12 protein-coding genes are annotated in these 13345 nt (G+C 59.6%); 3 read left to right on the top strand and 9 right to left on the bottom strand.

Features of this window, described 5'->3' with window-relative positions; genetic code table 11:
- Position 1: 1 nt before the first annotated feature.
- Positions 2 to 736 carry a hypothetical protein gene (locus tag CH271_RS28355; protein ID WP_143546015.1) on the top strand — a complete coding sequence of 245 codons (735 nt, stop codon included), beginning with the start codon at positions 2 to 4 and terminating at the stop codon, positions 734 to 736.
- Between the two features lie 422 nt (positions 737 to 1158).
- Here CH271_RS28355 and CH271_RS07935 read toward each other — a convergent pair whose 3' ends face one another.
- The 7 genes from CH271_RS07935 to CH271_RS07965 form a co-directional block, all read right to left on the bottom strand.
- Positions 1159 to 2094 (bottom strand): hypothetical protein, encoded by a 936-nt coding sequence (locus tag CH271_RS07935; protein WP_143546016.1) that lies wholly within the window; start codon positions 2092 to 2094, stop codon positions 1159 to 1161.
- Positions 2094 to 2966: an OST-HTH/LOTUS domain-containing protein gene (locus CH271_RS07940; RefSeq protein ID WP_143546017.1), complete on the bottom strand. Its 873-nt coding sequence runs from the start codon at positions 2964 to 2966 to the stop codon at positions 2094 to 2096. The genes CH271_RS07935 and CH271_RS07940 overlap by 1 nt, the downstream gene beginning before the upstream one ends.
- A gap of 32 nt (positions 2967 to 2998) precedes the next feature.
- Positions 2999 to 3391 carry a Panacea domain-containing protein gene (locus CH271_RS29550; protein WP_373453558.1) on the bottom strand — a complete coding sequence of 131 codons (393 nt, stop codon included), beginning with the start codon at positions 3389 to 3391 and terminating at the stop codon, positions 2999 to 3001.
- A 120-nt stretch (positions 3392 to 3511) separates the two neighbouring features.
- On the bottom strand, positions 3512 to 4549 hold the full coding sequence (locus CH271_RS07950) for a protein NO VEIN domain-containing protein (RefSeq protein ID WP_094716545.1): 1038 nt from the start codon (positions 4547 to 4549) through the stop codon (positions 3512 to 3514).
- An 800-nt stretch (positions 4550 to 5349) separates the two neighbouring features.
- Positions 5350 to 6087, bottom strand: coding sequence for a TIR domain-containing protein (locus tag CH271_RS07955; RefSeq protein ID WP_179274601.1), 738 nt, complete (start codon positions 6085 to 6087; stop codon positions 5350 to 5352).
- 454 nt (positions 6088 to 6541) lie between these two features.
- The gene (locus CH271_RS07960; RefSeq protein WP_143546018.1) at positions 6542 to 7039 is read right to left on the bottom strand and encodes a hypothetical protein; all 498 of its coding nucleotides are present in this window, start codon (positions 7037 to 7039) and stop codon (positions 6542 to 6544) included.
- A 230-nt stretch (positions 7040 to 7269) separates the two neighbouring features.
- Complete coding sequence (locus tag CH271_RS07965) at positions 7270 to 8373, bottom strand: pentapeptide repeat-containing protein (protein WP_179274602.1); 1104 nt, start codon at positions 8371 to 8373, stop codon at positions 7270 to 7272.
- Positions 8374 to 9028: 655 nt separating this feature from the next.
- Here CH271_RS07965 and CH271_RS07970 point away from each other — a divergent pair.
- Positions 9029 to 9856 (top strand): hypothetical protein, encoded by an 828-nt coding sequence (locus CH271_RS07970; protein ID WP_143546019.1) that lies wholly within the window; start codon positions 9029 to 9031, stop codon positions 9854 to 9856.
- 285 nt (positions 9857 to 10141) lie between these two features.
- On the opposite strand, the gene CH271_RS28360 is transcribed toward CH271_RS07970, so the two are convergent.
- A complete protein-coding gene (locus CH271_RS28360) occupies positions 10142 to 10957 on the bottom strand; it encodes a hypothetical protein (protein WP_143546020.1) in 816 nt (271 codons plus the stop codon).
- Between the two features lie 296 nt (positions 10958 to 11253).
- Here CH271_RS28360 and CH271_RS07980 point away from each other — a divergent pair, with 296 nt between their 5' ends.
- Positions 11254 to 11814: a recombinase family protein gene (locus CH271_RS07980; RefSeq protein WP_179274603.1), complete on the top strand. Its 561-nt coding sequence runs from the start codon at positions 11254 to 11256 to the stop codon at positions 11812 to 11814.
- A 30-nt stretch (positions 11815 to 11844) separates the two neighbouring features.
- Here the strand turns inward: CH271_RS07980 and CH271_RS07985 are convergent, their stop codons facing one another.
- The gene (locus CH271_RS07985) at positions 11845 to 13185 is read right to left on the bottom strand and encodes a pentapeptide repeat-containing protein (RefSeq protein ID WP_256986329.1); all 1341 of its coding nucleotides are present in this window, start codon (positions 13183 to 13185) and stop codon (positions 11845 to 11847) included.
- Positions 13186 to 13345: the final 160 nt, after the last annotated feature.

Below are 13345 nucleotides of genomic sequence, written 5' to 3' on the forward strand. Positions count from 1 at the left end.
AATGGCTCCGCGAACGGACCGGTTCGACAATCTGTCGCCCGAAAAATATGAAGCCGTGGTGCGTCGTTCAGCACGGCTTGCTCAGAAGTTGGCGAGCAGGCGTGGCGTAGAGATGCCCCCGGCTGCTCGTAGGGTTCTGGACATACCCGAGGGCGAGATTGAATCAACGGTGACCGAGTCATCCGCCCAGAAAGTGCCGCTGAGCTGGGAGATCGATAAGGCCGCAGGGAGGGCGGACGTTACTCTGATTGCAAGTGTTGAGGTCGAGGGTTCGCGCGGTGGAAGTCCCCGGACGACACCTTCGGTAGCAAATTCCTCTGAACCCCTCCCAGGGTTCGTGGTCTACGACGGCAAGGCCGTCTTTGTCGGGATGGGTGAGCGTCCCTACCGTCCCTACCGTCCGGGCCCGCGTACAGGCTCAGAGAAAACGTTGTACGACCAGGTGAACCCAGCGCGGGTTACGGCATGGCCAATCCCAAACATGGAAGTGATTTCAACTGGCAAGTCGTTTGGGGTGTCCGCGTTGGCAGAGTTGATGGCAATGGTGGAACAGACCAAGCTATCCGCCAGCGAGCAAGCCTTGCTAAGGCAGAGGATCTCAAACAGAGTGGTTCGCCAAGGAAGTTTCGATGAGCGTGACGCGGTCCTGCGCGCCTTGGCGATCGAGCTAGAGAACGCTGTTCTTGAGGATGTACGACCCGACGTTGCTGGCTTCGCCGCCATGCTCGACACCTAGCGGTTACACCGGCTTGCTGGTTAGGTCGATCATGTTTGGGGCCTCGCTGGTGCGCGGGACCGGTTGGGCCCCTGTGAGGCGTTGACCTGCCGCTTGAGGGTTAAGATGGGTGCCAAGGTTTCCTGCTCTGCTTTGCTTAAGTTCTAAAACAGAGCTACCATCCTGATGTCGGCCGAACACGCTCGCTAGCTAAGTGTGTGACGTGGATATGAAGTCCGGCTTAGACCGTGGCTTCGCCCCCTGAAGTTGCTGATGACTGATGGAGAGCTAGATCGAGCGGGGGAAAATCTTTAAAACAACATACCTGTTCCCCTACAGCTACCTCCGGCCCCCTACGGCGATCACCGTCAGAACAACGACTTCTTGGGACGTAAGACTCGATCGTTTGGCTATGCCTCGCCTTTATTGGCGGGGCATTGCTGCTATCTACGGCCTCTACGACCCTTCCGTCGGTGTGAAGGCGTCCTCGGCTGTCGCTCAACCGCGCCGGCGCGGTTGCAGTCATACACCTTCGTGCCGGTGCTTGGGCGGATGAAGGCATTCGGATGGATATTGACGTAGTTCGTCACTCCTTCCCATCGTTCCCACCCGTTCGCAAGCGTCTTTTTGCCAGCCTTCAGCTGCACATCCCAGTGGAAGCCGAGTGGCAGCGTCGTACCCGCAACGTGAAGTAAATCGCGCGTATGCATCGCCTTTGCAATTCCCCACTCTTTCCCCTGGATGTCGGTCCACGGGCGCGCGTGAGCAGCTTTAAAATCGCTGATCTCTCGGTCGCGCAGACAACCGAAGCGATCGAGCCCCGCAAAGCAGACGGCCGGCAAGAGTCGTGGCTCGTCTGCCCAAGAACGTAGAACCGGTGGCTTCAGCCACCAGGCGAGTCCGTTGTCGATCGATCGCGCGGCTTCGGCGGCCTTCGTGACCAGCTGGAAAGACGCCTTTTGGCTCACGTAGTGCTCCAGTGGCTGACTGTCCTTTCGTGTTGGCCGCTCACTCGGGTCGTTCTGCACACGGACGCCTCCAGTTGCGAGGACGATGGTGCGACGCCGGTGCACAGTTCGGTAGAGCGTCTTGACGTCGCAGGCTTTCAGAACTGTGATGCGCTGTTCACCCTGAGGGTTCTTCAATTCGCCGACAACCTCTGTCACGGGACCAAGCCCGCGTTCATCAATCTCGGCGCGAAGTGCTTGTACTGTCTCAAGCTGCGCCCGAGATGGGTTAGGTACCCTTACCAGCCAAATTGAGAGCGGCCAATCGATGTCGCTGGGACTGTCGCCGGCGCGATAGCCCTCATCCAGGGTCGGGTCCTTTTCAATGTCATCCTCGGGCGCAGTGTTGGCTGGCGGGTTCGCCTGCGCCATCACCGCAGGTGTGCACGCGAGACGGCGGACGCGGGTAGTTGTAAGGCCTTGAGTTCGTCCTCTGTCATCGCCCGCACAACATCCAGTACCAACGCCAGCAGACTATGTGCGTCCTCGCTCACAGCGGGGGGTTCGGTGACAACAAGTGTGCGGCTCGGCCTGCGGCCCGAGAGGTTGGTGGCGAAAAGGTCATTAGGGGGGCTCAGCTCAGGAGACCGTCTAAACCAGTCCGTAAGGTGATCAACCACCAGCCGCTTCAGCTCGATGGCCCACTCTGCTCGTTTCGCCGGCAGGGCCTTAATTGCTCCTCGAGCGTCTGTTATCCAGCGTTCCGTTTCCTCGCTTGTGAGGAACTGGTCGCCGAAACGCTCCCGCGCCTGGTTCAGCTCCTCTCTGGTTATCTGTGGAATTCGAGTGCCATCTGCGGGTGGCAAGTCGGACTCCGCTCGAATTGCCTTGCCACCGATCCACCAATAGCCGCCCGGCGTCGTGTAGTCCAACGCCGCGCGCCAGAGGTCCTCTCGCACTCGCAAGTGTTCAAGGTCCAGCTCCGAAGTTGCAGCGGGCCCATGACTGGTCACGCGAGCGCTGCCCTTTGGTTCTGCGTTTTCTAGAGGCTGAGCTACTAGTTTGACGGTGAAAGGTGCTTTTGTTCCCTCTACGGTCACAAGATCATCGAGTGACCGAACCAACGAGATGAATGAACCGAAGCCGTAGACACTCTCGTTAAATTCGCGATCGGTCAGCAGAAGCAGAGTGTTCTTCAGTACTGCGGTCGTCATCGAGTCGCCCGATCGACCCTGGCTTGCGGCGAAAGCGAAAGCGTCGTTAATGAGGGCTGCCAACGGGGGCACATCATCGGTCGGGGCCACATGCGGGTCTCTGGCGGGGAGCGGTTGGCCGGTCAAGACGCAGTCCGCGGAATTGACTGGTAGTAGTCACGCATCACAACCGGTGAGATTTGGGCGTCGCTTCGTTCTCCTGCCTTGGAGGGACCTCGGGCAAGTCTCCAGGGGTCTTCGCGATGTGTCTGGTCACTCAAAACGCGTGAGGAAAGTGGCCCATAAGTCTCGACAACGGTCTTGACTACCGCAGATTCGCTGGTAGAGAGCCTTCCCGAGTCTCCGAGGGGCCAGACTGCGACCTCGAACTCACCCCGGTGATGACGATAGAGGGACACTGTGACCGGCCCATTTGCCCAAGCCTCGATTTGATCATCGAAGAGCGCCCGGTTCGTCCAAGCGAGGTGCCAAGCCTGCGAGTAGTAGACAAGCTTTTGCAGCTTCATTGTGCTCATCGGGCGACCGTGAAGCTCAAGGACTGTGGCGGCAACATCGTGCACATCTGCCACGATTGCGATCCCTCCTCTCAGTTCCGGAAATCGTACATACCCTCATATCGGGAAGTCGCAGCCTCCCTAGCCAACCGGCTTAAGTAATGGTGCGGGCACGGCATGGCGGAACCGAATCGGCTTGAGATCGGTGTCGGCGGGTGCCCACCCGTCGATCACCATGGCGGTCCCTGATGTGGTGACTACGTCGTCGCCGCTTCGGTGCCAGGTGATATCGCTGACCACGAAGAGATCGGTGGGCTGGAAGGTTCGAGCATGATCGACCTCGCCACGTGTCAGCTCGACATTGGTGGCAGGGCCGGTGGACCCTTTCACCTCGACGTGACGCTCAATGGGGAGATCGCCTGTGCCCGAAAGGAGTAGGTCATAGGGCTTTGACGATCCGACGTCCCTCCATCGATAGCCCAACGATGAGTAGTGCTGTATGGCCTGACTCACTGCTTGCATCTCGATCGCCCGCCGGACTTTGGGGTCGGAGATATAGCCGCCCTCACGTGCTTGTCGCCTATCGGATCGCGTGGTCGCCGAGGTCTCGGTGTGCTCGTCCGCATCTTCAGCCGAACCGGGGTCGGTTAGCTTTGCATCGTTCAGCTCGGGCAGGACATCGAAGAGAGCCGATGGGAATTTGGTGAGGTACCCGCCCTGCTTTGGCCGGAGTGTCCCGTTGTCGAAAAAGGCGAACGGGAAGTAGATGAGACCATCGACATTGGCTTGTACTGCGGTCTCCACAGCCCGAATGCCGCTCAGTCGACTGTTCAGATCATCGATTGTGACGGTGGTTCTGAACTGGGTGTAGTCACGGAGGAGCGCTTCGCGACCGCTGGTTGGGCTGTTGTCGTTGTAGACGAGATTGTCGACGTCGTAGGGAACCCCGTCGATTCTCGACCACCCGGCGAATTGAGGCGGATGTCCGTCACGCTCAGTAGTCCAGTGCAGGACCACGTCACCGTCTTGAACATGATCCACAAGCTCCCAGTAGGGAGCTGCTGCCCCGTTCTTGTTCTTGAACGGGGCTCTGATGCCGTCGCCGAAATCACTCCTACGGATCGTCTCCATCCAGTATCGCTCGGCTGGGATCGAGGCCCACCACTCGTTGATCGCCACAGGGAGACCATCGCACGTGGGGGCACTCAAGTGTCGCGCCACACGCGCAACGCGTGCAACTGAGAACGCCGCTGGCGGCGGCCCCTTCAGCGCAGTGACTGACTCAGGTCCCCTGTTCCCGGCTTCGTACTCACTTCCGACGGAATACTCCAGCCCATTAGGACATCGAGGGCGGACGTGGCCGCCGTGGGTGGATTGATTGTGGCTTTCGATCCTGACGCCGTGAGAATTGCGTGGCAGTGCTTCAGTGCCCCCGAATGTCAGCGAGGACGCTTTCTCAGTCACGCTACGTTCGCTTGCTGTGACCACCCTTTGCCCACAAATGGTGGGGATTGACTGCCATCGGCCGAGGTCCAGTGATACTGAAACGCCTGTTCAGCGACACCGTGAACCTTTGACCACGTGGTATCGAAAGGGTTCGAGTCCCTCCGCTTAGGCGACTTGTTAGCATGGGGCCTTAGATTTTGCTTCAAATAGGCCGGGCTGCGAACGTACTGTCACCCTGGCGGATACAAAATGTGGTGCCCGCACCGCACGTCGATAGTGCTGCGGTGTTGATGGCTAGTTAACTACCCTTGCGGCACTAGACTGACGCGGTCAGTGGACCCACAAAAGCGGAGTTGAGCCTGCCCAGGCGGCGGGCGTGCAGCGCGATGCTGCGGGCAACGTGGTGTGCAGAAGCTGGCCGAGGCGCGGCGCCTCACGGCGTTCCTGGTAGAGCCCGGGTTTGAGTGCCGCTTCCCTGCGCGACAGCGTTATGCCGCACGGTAGCTGCCACCGTGCAGGGGAGCACGCTCGACTCAAAGGGGTGATTGCGCTGCAGGCCTTAGAACCGCTTGATTGACTCTCAACCCATCCCCTCGCAGCTTGGCAGCGAAGGTCCGCAACTCGTCGCGGGTCAACTGGGCGTTGCCTTTAGTCAGACTGTGGACTCGGGATCCGTTTGGAGACACGAGACGCAGTGTGGTCTTGCTGTTCTTCTTCACTGTCCATCCCTGGGCTTCGGCGTTAGCGCACAACAGCTCCAGTTCTGCCTCCAGAGAGCGACTCACGTCGGATGCGACAGCCGTGGAACCCGCACGCCGCGGCCCCAACTTCTCCACCTGCTTCCGGATCTGTAGTACAGCCGGCCCGACGGCAGCCTCCACGTTGCCATCCTCACGCATCGGGTACTTGAGAGTCGTGAGACCGAAGACATCCGACGGGATTCGCGCATCGCCCGTGAGCAAGAGATACGCACGCTCTCTGCCGAGCACACCGATGAAAAGGCCCAACTCCAGAATGACGTTGTCACGTACCGCGGGCGACGTACTGCCCCGGATGGTCGTCGTATCGTCTGGGGAGGCAACGAGGATCGCGAAATCATGGTTCCGCGCGACGTCGATCAGATTGTCGATCGCATACCCTCCAGGCGCGAACACGCCCTGATCCCACACAGTGGTTTCACAGACCCGTCGTTCTTGGAGCACGCTCTGCAAGTTGTAGGCGACGTCGCTTCCCTCGCGGGACGAACCTATGAATAGCTTGGGCAGACTCACGGACCCGATGCTATAGGTCACTCATGCGTAGCGTTCTGCGCACAACGCAGCGCCCAGGGGGGTGACTTAAACGAACGTTTCTGTCACCGCCCTGCTCCGCGAATCACCCGACTCGGCGACCAGCCGCCGAACTGTGCCACAAACGTGGGCCGAACTCCCGCGCGGCGATTTCCCAGGAACGAGTCTTCTAAGACCTAGCTGTGAGGTTGGAGAACAGCTGAGAACCTGAACCGAGCCGCACGATCGCAGCAGGTGTCACAGTGGGGTTGTCAGCGTCTGAAGCCGCCAGGGGCCCTGCGTGACTCGGTGTCGACGAACGGGGTGAACCACTCGGCGGGCGCGAGATTGGCTGCATTGGAAAACGGTTCGAGGTCGTTGTCGAACTATGTCAGCACATCGTGGTCCTGGAACAGGAAGTCCAGCGGACCTTCCCAGTCGTCGTTGTCGTGCGCACCTATGCCGCCGACCAAATGCAGTGGCGATCGGACTCGTCGGTGGCCATTGCCCGTGCTCGACCGAGGATCAGGTGTAGCGCCATCTCCTCCCCGTTGCAGACCGGATCGGGGTCGATACCTGCCTGTGCCTCGATCGCGAGATCGTCGAAGCCGCGGGCCTGCTCGCGCCACCATGCCGCCGGCTGCGTCCATGTCACAGGCGGTAAGTCACTGAGAATAGACGAGCTGTGTGATGCGGACTCCGGGCGTCGGTGTAGCTCTTCAATCGCGTCGTAGACATCGTCGGCCAGAGTCAACGCTGCGACTTCGACGAACCGGCGCTGCCGGGTAGTCAGTTCGATCACCAGACCCTCGAACACCGCGTCCTCGACGGGTGCGACCGAATTCGGTTCCCCACCGGAGCAGTGGGTGCCGCCGCGCCGCGAAGACCCGGCTCCGAAGACCACGGGAAGGACCACACCATCGCTGCTGTCGTCACCGGCAGGAAGGTCGCTCATGTCACTGCCTCTGTCCTCGCGTTCGTTCGTGCGCCGATCGTCGTCACCTGCGCCGCGAGAGTCCATAAACGCACTCTAGGACGCAGACCAGTGTCCGAGAGGTAGACCGCAATACCCTGCGCGCCGACATCCCCATCATCTTTTAGGCGGTCTTTGAAGCCGAGGGCTGCGGTCGATAGCAACCCGTCTGCTGCTGTGGAGGTCGACTACGTCGGGGCGAGCAGATGACGCTACTTGGCGGGGAGGTATTGAGGGCAATTTTTGTCAGATTGGAGAAAGCAATAGGCGCTTGGCGGCGGGGTGAAGCCTTCCGGCCATGAAGTGTCACGGTTGTAGTAAATCCCCGTCAAGTCCGCTTGCTCCAAATTTACAGCCAAGCTCAGGTCCGCACCGGCGAAGTTGGCGAACCGAAACGATGCACCTTTCAGGTCAGCACCAGCGAAGAGTGTTCGATAACCGCCTGGATCATGCATTATATTACTTTCGTCATTCAGTATTGTGCTCACTTTTGGGCTACTCAAAGTCCTCGAAAGCTCGGGGGGATTATATCTGTAGTAATAAATGGGATCAACCATGTCGACGCCGTCAAAGACAGCGTGATTCAGGTTTGCTCCCTTCATGCTCCACTTGAACAACTGCCTGGCGTCAGTTCCGCGGAAGTCTATGTAACTTAAGTCTGCGTCGTCGAACGTCGCGCCTGGGTCGATGTAGGCCCAGGTGAAGGTGAGGCTGCTGTTCACGTGACTTAGCTTGGCCCCACTCAGGCTCGCACCGGTAAAATCGGCACCAGTAATCGTGGAGGTTCCGAAATCCACCGAACTGAGAGATGCGTTCCTGAATGTGATTCCTACCAGGCATGATGAGCCGAAATCAGCATGAGTGGGTGAGTCATTTGGAAGCGATTGGGGTTGTTGCGCCAACACGGTAGCCGCTGCCTGCAAGTCTGAAGGGGGCTGGTACGCACTTCGGATCACACCCTCCGCATCGGTCTGCCTACCAATACCCGCCGCGTCCGGCATTGGCTGCTCTGTAAAAGGATTCATGCTTGGTCTAGGACATTTTTGGTCGGTTCCGTCCATGATTTCAGTTCCATCAGCGGAGAAAGTGCGCGCGAATGCGGACAATAATGATGTCACGACGGCTGCGCGTTCTGCGGATTCATCCTGAATGGTCTTGAGTGCGTAGATCCCACCCACTCGTGACGTGATGTCGTCGGACGACAGCAGTTCAACCGCGGTCGTGTAGCGTTCGCTTATTGCGATTTGGCCGCTGAGCTCGTTTTGGTCAGTCGACGCCTGAAGCGTCTTCATCGAAAAAAAGACCGTCGAGGCCACTGTGATGATGGTTGCCAGGGGTAGCGCTGTCCTCCAGTACCGGGATTTGGCTATGCGGTTTAGGTGGCGTTGGATGAAGTTTTCGTGTCTTGGCCGGATCGATGGAGAACCTCCTGCGACCCGCCTCCCTGGCACCGACCGTGGCGTTCCCATGAGCGCATCATAAGCTTCGAGCCGCAATTTGCTCGTCGTTCGCGTCTGCCTCAGAAACGACCGTTGCCGGGACACTCGCAGGTGAGACATCTAGTATTCGAAGCCCGTCAGTTGTTCGCGGCGTTGTGATGCGGTTACCTCATGACCTATGAAGGAGACAGGGTTGGAAGCGGGCGGGCGAACCTCTGCACTCCGTATGGCTGTTGTCACTGCTCATTCAGGGGGCGGTGTAGCGTTCTCGATTGAGGACGATCTCCGTATGGTCAAGTCCTCACTTCTCTACGCCGATTCGGTGACTCTCTTCTCGTACTCAGCGGCCATGCTCGAAGACTTCCGGGCCGCAGACCTCGCTGGCTACGAGCGACGGATGGAATACCTAGCTGCCCACACTGACGACGTACTCCGGGGGCTAGGACTCGACCCTTCTGTTCTACGAGGCTCGACTCTTACAGGTGCGCAACGGAAAGAGATACGCCGGCGCGCTCGGAGGATCAACCCCAGCATGATGGAGGCCCTCGAACACCTGCTGTCCATCCAGGAGCTGACACCCGACCTTCACGACATCGGCTCAGTACTGGAATCAGGGCACATGAAAGACCTTCAGCAGGCCATGGATCTCGGACTATTGACGCTCGCTCCGGATGGTTTCGCGCTCGACCCGACCCAGGACAGTGCTTCGGTATACACCGAAGCACTGGGCCGCCTGCTCAAAGACCGGCGCTTCCAACCGGTCCTGGACGAAAGAATGTCGCGGCGAGTCTTGAATGCGGAGTCTTCCAGCGAACCACTAACGGATGGCTACACTGAGGCGCGAGCTCGTAGAGCCGCCGTGGGCGCGGGGTTGATTGCGCAACTGCCCACGTTCCCAAAAGCGTCAATGAAGGATGTTTTAGACGCGCGAGAGCAGCTGCGCGAACCGTTGTTGTCCTACCGCGCGGAGATGAAAATCGCTGCGGAAACGATCAAGTCAGATGCGTTCGACTACTCCAATATGGAAGCTGACATCCAGGATCTGTTCAGAGACCAAGTCGAGCCGAAGTTGCGTGACTTTCAACGCGAGCTGGCCAAGACGAAGGTCGTACTGGATGCCGCTACGTCGATGAAGACCACGGTCGCCACCGTCGTCTCCGGCGTAGGCGCAGGGTCAGCTTTACTGCTGTCTAACGCGCCCATTGCTCTGTCCAACCTCGCCAGCATGGGCGCGGGTAGCGCTTTGGCGGGTGGCGTGATCACTAGTGGGTTGAGTGTCGCGAAGGCCCGCTTCGACGAGATCACCAAGCGCAATCAAGAGCCCTATTTCTATCTTTACAAACTCGTCAAACGACTGTAGCTACTTATTCTTGCCTGGTTCGAGAGGTTTGCCGCTGACACGCTTGACGCCAGCTCGATGCTGGTTGTGCCGCCGGAGAGCTCAACGGCGAGTCAGGATATGAATCTGTGCATGGCTATGCATGATCTTGCGTTGTATTGCTAACAAAGGTTTCCGAGGCGCGCCGATCCGTGAGGCAGGGGAGTAGTAAGCCGACGTTGGTGGCGTCGGGATCGTAAGGCCCGGGCGGCAGGGCCTCGGCGCATTCCTAACGCTCACGGAACTGCGAGAGGGCTCAGTATCGACTCACGACCAGGTAACGTGCGGTGGCCCAGTGAGAGCCAGGTCGTAGTAAACCCGGTACCCGTCAGCGAAATGCGTTGTGGCGACAGTTCTAGGTCCGGTTTCAGCAGAGATTGAGAAATTAGACGGGAGGCGGGCGTATTGCTCAGCCCGGACGCGCGTGAGTGCTTGACTCACCTTGTGCGTGAGCTCTGTGCGGTGATGAGTAACCACGACAGTGGCGCCGGTTACGACACGATAAGCTCCGATGACACTCAGTCTCTTGGACGTGGGCCAGTCGAAGAGCAGTGCAGAATGATCTTTTTTGATGAGGGTAATGCGAAATTCCGCGGCCTCCCCCCACGGTGGTTCAGCGGTCCAATGGATGGTCCGCATCTTCTTGATTTCATCGCCCGGAACATCTACGACGTCGACACCCGGAACCATGACAGTCAAGGCATCAGTCCATCCGTCGGCGAACGGTGGGTGTTGCTTCCATTGATCGATGATCCGACTGGACTCGTCAGGCAAATTTACCAAGCGAAGATCGGCACTATCGAACTTCTCGAATAACACCTGGCAGCGCCAATCGCCTGATTCATGTAGACTTACCTTCGCAAGGCTTTCGATTGATTGGGGCTGAACGTAGACATCGGCCGTATTCTTCGGAGACCAGATTCGCCATAATCCTGATCGACGACCGGGCGAGCCCACCGCAAACTTGATCGGCTTCTTCGGATCAGCCTTCCGAACTGGCGTGTCACGGTAGTTCTCGGGGCTGCTGTAGACCCGAACGACGGGACCCGAGGGCAGATTCATTGAAGCAATGGCGGCTTGCACAGGCCGATCCTAGACCGGCGACCTACGCTGCGACCGCGAGAACGTAACAGTCGAAATGTTTCGGAGCGGTGCATCAGAAATGTTCGTTTCTGGCGCATCGATCGGTGAGACACGGTCGCGGGCCGAACGAAGGCGCGATCGCACACCGCCGATTCGGTCCCGAACAGGGGACAGGAGCCGTTTAGCCCCCCGCCGGATCAACATTCGAGACTCAATCGTGATGTGTCTCAGAAACCTGTCTCACCCTCTGACGCGTCGCCTGTGCCTTGTCGGCCGTTTCTTAGACAGTCATCCTCGTGAGCGCCGTTTTGGGATACATGAGAGTCTCGACCACCGATCAGTCGCTGGATCTACAGAGAGACGCACTGACAGCCGCCGGCTGCTTCCGCATCTGGGAAGAAGTCGCATCCGGAGCAGACAAAGACCGCCCCCAGCTGCAACTGCTACTCGACAGCATCCGCGCCGGCGACGTGGTTGCAGTATGGAGACTCGATCGACTGGGTCGCTCCCTGAGTCACCTCATCGAAACCGTCAACCTCATCGAAACCAAAGGCGCAACACTGCGCAGTCTCACCGAAGGGATCGACACCTCAACCGTCGGAGGTCGACTGACCTACAACATCTTTGGCTCACTTGCCGAATTCGAGCGAGATCTCGTCAAAGAACGCACCATGGCCGGCCTCGCAGCCGCACGCGCACGCGGCCGCATCGGCGGACAGCCAGCCAAGATCGACGCCGACAAAGCCCGTCACATCCGCCGCATGCTCGACGACGGCACACCCAAAACCGAAATCGCATCAGTACTCGGAATTGGCCGAGCAACCCTCTACCGTCACCTCAGTTCGCTTGCGGGTTAGGCGATTAGCCAACGCACCGAGGCGGCGGCCCTATGCCGGTTCGCTTTGGCGCGACACTTCAACCGCGCCCGCCAGAAACGGTGCCAGGATGCCTGCGATCCGGTTTAACTCCGCTCTCGACGCAAGTGTCGCCAGCTCCGACTGGTGCAAACGCTGCTCGAGCTCGGTTCGCGTCGGGGTCGCAGCCAGTCGAAGTATGTCCAACTCCGGCTCGGCTACTTCTGGCACTGAATCGCTTGTAGCACTTGCTTTGTCCCGACGACTCTCGTGTTCTGCGGTGTCAGCCTCGGCACGAGCTTTCCGTGAAAGCTCTTCAGCTGTATTTGCTTTTGCTCGCGCAATCCGTGCCGCGAAATACTCATCCCGCTCACTTTTCCGCGCCAACGTCAGCATCAGCGACCAGACACGTCCCGCATCCTGGGCACCGTCCCGCGCACGTTTTGCCACGACCGCCGCCGTCGTCGCTGCCATCCCTGCCCCGCCCCCCGCGAGATACGGCCCCGCGGCGTCCCAGAGTTCCTGGAAATAGGGACTCCCATACTGGATGCGCCGCACGACAATCGGACCGAACTCGTCCCCAGCTGTTGCAGTAAGGACGCTGGTCCCGCCACCCCCGTCGTCCTCAGACAGCATCCGCTGTCTGAGCTCGACGCCGACGCGTTGCGACAGCTCCGCGATCACAGCGATCGCATCCGACAAGCGAACCAACTCGCCGGGGTCCATGCCGCCCCGAAGCTGCGGAATCCCAATCCGCACCGAGCCAGAAGCGGGCACGTCAGTCCCGCTGGTACCTAACGGCCGATTTCCGATGAGAAACCCACCGACATCCAAACCCTGTGTACTACGGGTGTCGCTGGACACCCGCAGGCCGCTAACAAACTCGCCGTCAAATATCGCGCCGGTGAGGTCCGCGCCGGTGAGATTCGTGTTGATGAGATACGCGCGGGTGAGGTTCGCGTAGGTCAGGTTCACGCGGGTGAGGTTCGCGCCGAGGACATGCGCGCCGGGGAGGTTCGCTTCGGTCAGGTTCGCGCCGGTGAGGTTCGCTTCGGTCAGCCTCGCGCCGGTGAGGTTCGCTTCGGTCAGCCTCGCGCCGGTGAGGTTCGCTTCGGTCAGGTTCGCGCCGGTGAGGTTCGCTTCGGTCAAGTTCGCGCCGGTGAGGTCCGCGTTGATGAGGTCCGCGCGGGTGAGGTCCGCGCCGGCGAAGTTCGCGTAGCTGAGGTTCGTGCCGATGAGGTTCGCTTCGGTCAGCCTCGCGCCGGTGAGGTCCGCGCCGATGAGGTCGATGTCTGGCGAGGGCACAGCGGCCCGAAATCGCAACCACGCCGCGCTGCCTGCCCGTAACGCTTCGAGAGCCCGCTCGTCCGCCATGACGCTGAAGACTATCGCAAGCCGGTCGGTCCACCCTCCTGCCATATCGCTGTTGAACCGCGACAGTCGAAGACGCGCAGAACACGGCCCGGCTAAGTACAACCGGTTGGAGCTGAACCGCCCCACGATCCAAAAACAGCGCTACCGCGACACCGAGCGT

The sequence above is a fragment of the Rhodococcus sp. 05-340-2 genome, assembly GCF_002258915.1.
Lineage (GTDB): Bacteria > Actinomycetota > Actinomycetes > Mycobacteriales > Mycobacteriaceae > Rhodococcoides.